Here is a 5,114-nt window from a genome sequence, read left to right as displayed (position 1 = left end):
AAACTCGTTGCCGCAATGTCTCGTGGGGTGGTAGATGTTTATAAGACACCGCGGTACCGAGGTGCTCAGCTCCAGCGCTGGACCGCGAGCGGCGCGGCCTCCGCGAGCTCGCGGACCACGGGGTGCTCGCTCTCCGCGAGCACCTGCTGCAGCGGGCCGGACTCGACGAACTCGCCGTCGACCAGGAGGTGCGCGGACGAGGTCATGCGGTGCACGAGCTCGAGGTCGTGCGAGATCAGGAGCACGCCTGTGCCGAGGCGCGTGGCCGTCTCCTTGACCCGCCCGGCGATCTCGCCGCGCATGGTCGGGTCGAGCGCCGTGAGCGGCTCGTCGAGGAGCAGCACGTCGGGTCGTGTCGCGAGCGCCCGGGCCATGGCCACGCGCTGACGCTCGCCGCCCGACAGGGTGCGCAGCGGGCGGTCCGCGTAGCGGTGCTCGAGGGCGACGAGGTCCAGCAGGTCCTCGATCGACTGCCCCGAGGGGCGCCCGCCCTTGCGTGCGTCGGTCAGGCCGGACTTGAGCACGTGCGTCACGGTGCTCGCGGGGTCGATGCCCGGCAGGCCGTCCTGCGACACGCGCCGCACCGCGGCCTTGAACGTCTTCTTGTCGCGGCGTCCGAGGCGCGTCACGGTCCGCCCGCCCCACGTCACGGTCCCGCTCGACGGCTTGACCTCGCCCAGCAGCGCGCTCACGAGCGTCGACTTCCCGACGCCCGACGGGCCGACGATCCCCACGGGCTCCTGCCCCGCCGCGAGCTCGATCGAGACGCCGCGCAGGACGTCCTCGCCGCCGTGCCCGGCCCAGAGGTCGCGCGCCTGCAGGATGTGGCTGGTCGTCATGCCCGGTCCTTCCGAGGGTGGGTCAACCGATACGGGGGCATGGGTGTCCCCGGTGGTCCAACGAACGACGGTACCCGCGTTCTCCCGGTGGGCGGTGCGTCGCGGGTCACACCGTCCACCGGGAGCGCTGCCTGGCGCGACCGGTGCGTGCCCGCGACGCCTCGAGGTGACCCGGTCAGTCGCTCGTCGTCCACGCCGATGGCGCCGCGACCACGTCCCGCAGCACGGTGCGTGCGCCCCCGATCATGGCTGCGTGCCCCGCGACGAGCGCGGGCCGCAGGTCGAGCTCGGTCCAGGGCGACGCGAGCACGCGGGTCGTGAGCTCGGTCGTCAGGGCCTCGCGCAGGTAGGGCAGCAGGTCGGTGTAGATGCCGCCCAGCAGCACGGTCTCGATGTCGACGAGGTTGACGAAGTTCGCGAGCGCGCGCCCCAGCGCCGTGCCCGCCGAGGTGGCGGCCTCGCGGGCCGCCGACGTGCCCTCCGCGAGCGCGTCGAGGAACGCCTCGACGGGCGCGTCCACGGGGATGCCGGCCGCGCGCAGCATCGCGTCCTTGCCCGCGTACTGCTCGAGGCAGCCCGTGGCCCCGCACAGGCAGCGCGGTCCGTGCGGGTCGACCACGACGTGCCCGATCTCGCCGCTCCAGCCCCGGTTCCCGAGGAAGAGCTCGCGGTCGATCACGATCGCGGAGCCGATGCCCACCTCGCCCGAGACGTAGAGGAACGACGACGGCACGGGGGGAGCGGCGTCGTCGGGCCTGCGGCCCTGCGCGCCCGCGACGAGCTGTGCGAGGCCCGCGAGGTTGGCCTCGTTGGCGATCTCGACGGGCAGGCGGTCGGGCAGGCCGAGCAGCGGCAGGGGGAGGAACGAGGACCAGCCGAGGTTGGGGGCGACCTGGAGGCGGCCCGCGCGGGCGTCGACCAGACCGGGCAGCGCGAGGCGTGCGCCCGCGACCTGCATGTCCTGGGCCTCGACGTCCTCGACGAGGCGGCGTGCGAGCGCGCCGAGGCGCCCGAGGACCTCGGCGGGGTCGCTGCCGTGGAGGTCGCCCGGCACGACCTCCTGCGCGACGACCTGCCCCGTGAGGTCGAGGACGGTGCCGCCCAGGTAGTCGACGTTGACCTCGAGGCCCAGCCCGACGATGGTCCGCTCGGCGGGCGTGAGGGGGACGGCGGGGCGTCCGGCGCGCAAGGGGGTGACCGGAGGGAGCTCACGGACGAGGCGGGCCTCGATGAGCTGGTCGACGAGCACGGACACCGTGGCGCGCGTGAGCCCGGTGGCGGCGGCGATGTCGGCGCGCGAGCGGGGGCGTGGCGCGTCGAAGAGCGCCTGGGAGACCAGGGCGAGGTTGTACTCGCGCAGGGTGTGCTGGCGGGCGGCCGTGGGGCGCGCCCGGGTGGGCGTCCTGACGCCGGTCGAGGACTCGTCGCGGTTCACGTCTTGACCTTACCGACAGGACCGCATAAGTTCATCCATACAACAAATGACGGCTTGCTCGATGACGGAGCCGGCCCATCTCGACGAGGAGACTGTCGTGGCTGACGCGATCGACCAGAACATCAACTTTTCCTTCGGCCTGTGGACCGTGGGCTGGACCGGTCAGGACCAGTTCGGCGGAGCGAGCCGCCCCCACCTCGACCCGGCCGAGTCCGTGCGCAAGCTCGCCGACCTGGGCGCGTGGGGCTTCACGTTCCACGACGACGACGTCGTGCCCTTCGGCTCCGACGACGCGACCCGCGAGCAGCTCCTCGGCGAGGTCAAGAAGGCCGCCGACGAGACCGGCCTGACCATCGAGATGGTCACGACCAACCTCTTCTCCCACCCCGTCTTCAAGGACGGCGGCCTCACCTCGAACGACCGCGGCGTCCGTCGCTACGCGCTGCGCAAGGTGCTGCGCAACGTCGACCTCACCGCGTCGCTCGGCGCCAAGACCTTCGTCATGTGGGGAGGCCGCGAGGGCACCGAGTACGACGGCGCCAAGGACCTCCACTCCGCGCACGAGCGCTACGCCGAGGGCCTCGACCTCACGGCCGCGTACATCAAGGACCAGGGCTACGACATCAAGATCGCGCTCGAGCCCAAGCCCAACGAGCCCCGCGGCGACATCTTCCTCCCGACCATCGGCCACGCCCTCGCGCTCATCGCGAAGCTCGAGCACGGCGACATCGTGGGTCTCAACCCCGAGACGGGCCACGAGCAGATGGCCGGCCTGAACTACACGCACGGCCTCGCGCAGGCGCTGTGGGCCGGCAAGCTCTTCCACATCGACCTCAACGGCCAGCGGTCCATCAAGTTCGACCAGGACCTCGTGTTCGGCCACGGCGACCTGCTCTCCGCGTTCTTCACGGTCGACCTCATCGAGAGCGGCTTCCCCAACGGCGGACCCCGCTACGAGGGCCCCCGCCACTTCGACTACAAGCCCTCGCGCACCGAGAACGAGGTCGGCGTGTGGGACTCGGCCAAGGCCAACATGGAGACCTACTCGATGCTCGCGCGCAAGTCCGCCGAGTACCGGGCCGACCCCGAGGTCCAGGCCGCGTTCAAGCACGCAGGCGTGTTCGAGCTCGGCGAGAGCACCCTGGGGGCGGGCGAGACCGTCGCCGACCTGCTCGCGGACCGCGCCGCCTACGAGGAGTTCGACGTCGAGGCCGCCGCCGAGCGCGACTTCGGCTTCGTGCGTCTCAACCAGCTCGCGCTCAAGCACCTGATCGGCTGATGGGCGGCTCTCCCGGGTCGGCCGCCGACGTCCTCGTCGCGGGGGTCGACTCGTCGACGCAGTCGTGCAAGGTCGTCGTCCGTGACGCGCGTACCGGGGCGCTCGTGCGCTCGGGCTCGGCCTCGCACCCTGAGGGCACCGAGGTCTCGCCCGACGCCTGGTGGGCGGCGTTCCGCACCGCGGCCGAGGTCGCGGGCGGGCTCGACGACGTCGCGGCCCTGGCCGTGGGCGGTCAGCAGCACGGGATGGTCGTGCTCGACGCCGACGGCGAGGTGATCCGTCCCGCGCTCCTGTGGAACGACACCCGCTCGGCCGGCGCCGCACAGGACCTGATCCGTGAGCTCGGTGCCGGGGACCCCGGCGCCGGGGCCAAGGCGTGGGCCGAGGCTGTCGGGTCCGTGCCCGTCGCGTCGTTGACCGTGACCAAGCTGCGCTGGCTGCGCGACGCCGAGCCGCAGAACGCGGCGCGGGTCGCGGCCGTCGCGCTCCCGCACGACTGGCTGACGTGGCGGATCGCCGGCTACGGCCCGCGGAGCGAGGGCCTCGAGCCCGACCTCGCCGCGCTCGTGACCGACCGCTCCGACGCGTCCGGGACGGGCTACTTCGACGCCTCTGCCGACGGTGGGCGTGGTGCCTACCGGACCGACCTGCTCGAGCTCGCGCTCGGACGCTCGGACGTCGCCCTTCCCCGGGTCCTCGGGCCTGGGGAGCCTGGCGGTGTGGCGGCGGGGACGGCAGCCGGGGCGGGCGTCCCCGGCGGGGCCCTGATCGGCCCCGGCGCGGGGGACAACGCGGCCGCGGCCCTGGGCCTCGGCATGCGTGCGGGCGACGTCGCGGTCTCGATCGGGACCTCGGGCGTCGTCTCCGCGATCGCGACGTCCCCCACGGCCGACGCGAGCGGGCTCGTCAACGGCTTCGCCGACGCCACGGGCAACTACCTGCTGCTCGGGGTGACCCTCAACGCGAGCCGCGTCCTCGACGCGACCGCGCGGGTGCTGGGCGTGGACCACGCGGGCCTGTCACGGCTCGCGCTCCAGGCGCCGGCGGGAGCCGACGGCCTCGTGCTCGTCCCCTACCTCGAGGGCGAGCGCACGCCGAACCGGCCCGACGCGAGCGGCACGCTGCACGGCATGCGTCTCGCGACCATGACGCCCGCGCACCTCGCGCGGGCCGCCGTGGAGGGCATGCTGTGCGGCCTGGCCGACGGGCTCGACGCCCTGCGCGCACAGGGCGTGCAGGTCGAACGCCTCCAGCTCATCGGCGGTGGTGCGCAGTCGGAGGCGGTGCGGCGCATCGCACCGCAGGTCTTCGGCCTGCCCGTCACGGTCCCCGAGCCAGGCGAGTACGTGGCCGACGGCGCCGCTCGCCAGGCGGCGTGGGTGCTGTCGGGCGCGGCGGAGGCTCCCCGGTGGGAGACGTCGTCGAGCACGGGGTACGACGCGGACCCCGAGCCCGGGATCCGTGCGGGGTACGCGGCGGTGCGCGACCTGACCTGAGGTCGGGGTGCTCTCGACGCTCTTCGCGCCGTGGTTCCGTGTGACACGACAAGGGGCCGCCGTTC

4 protein-coding genes are annotated in these 5,114 nt (G+C 73.4%); 2 read left to right on the top strand and 2 right to left on the bottom strand.

The window, feature by feature from the left end:
- Positions 1 to 65: 65 nt before the first annotated feature.
- Together ACFRCR_RS16770 and ACFRCR_RS16765 are read right to left on the bottom strand one after the other, a co-directional pair.
- Positions 66 to 839 (bottom strand): ABC transporter ATP-binding protein, encoded by a 774-nt coding sequence (locus tag ACFRCR_RS16770; RefSeq protein WP_377679108.1) that lies wholly within the window; start codon positions 837 to 839, stop codon positions 66 to 68.
- Positions 840 to 1,014: 175 nt separating this feature from the next.
- A complete protein-coding gene (locus ACFRCR_RS16765; RefSeq protein WP_377679106.1) occupies positions 1,015 to 2,274 on the bottom strand; it encodes an ROK family protein in 1,260 nt (419 codons plus the stop codon).
- A gap of 61 nt (positions 2,275 to 2,335) precedes the next feature.
- Here ACFRCR_RS16765 and xylA point away from each other — a divergent pair, with 61 nt between their 5' ends.
- Positions 2,336 to 3,553, top strand: a complete 1,218-nt coding sequence (gene xylA / locus ACFRCR_RS16760) for a xylose isomerase (RefSeq protein WP_377679105.1) — start codon at positions 2,336 to 2,338, stop codon at positions 3,551 to 3,553.
- Positions 3,553 to 5,049: a xylulokinase gene (xylB, locus tag ACFRCR_RS16755; protein ID WP_377679104.1), complete on the top strand. Its 1,497-nt coding sequence runs from the start codon at positions 3,553 to 3,555 to the stop codon at positions 5,047 to 5,049. Before xylA ends, xylB begins: the two co-directional genes overlap by 1 nt.
- Positions 5,050 to 5,114: the final 65 nt, after the last annotated feature.

This window comes from Oerskovia sp. NPDC056781 (assembly GCF_042789955.1).
In the GTDB taxonomy this organism is placed as follows: Bacteria; Actinomycetota; Actinomycetes; order Actinomycetales; family Cellulomonadaceae; genus Oerskovia; species Oerskovia rustica.
The sequence above is the reverse complement of the archived record's forward strand: the minus strand, read 5'-3'. Positions and strand labels throughout refer to the sequence as shown.

What these genes read in the sequence shown, in the direction of transcription:
- xylB (WP_377679104.1), top strand. Translation starts at nt 3,553, where the DNA reads ATGGGCGGCTCTCCCGGGTCGGCCGCCGACGTCCTCGTCGCGGGGGTC.
- ACFRCR_RS16770 (WP_377679108.1), bottom strand. Translation starts at nt 839, where the DNA reads ATGACGACCAGCCACATCCTGCAGGCGCGCGACCTCTGGGCCGGGCAC.
- xylA (WP_377679105.1), top strand. Translation starts at nt 2,336, where the DNA reads ATGACGGAGCCGGCCCATCTCGACGAGGAGACTGTCGTGGCTGACGCG.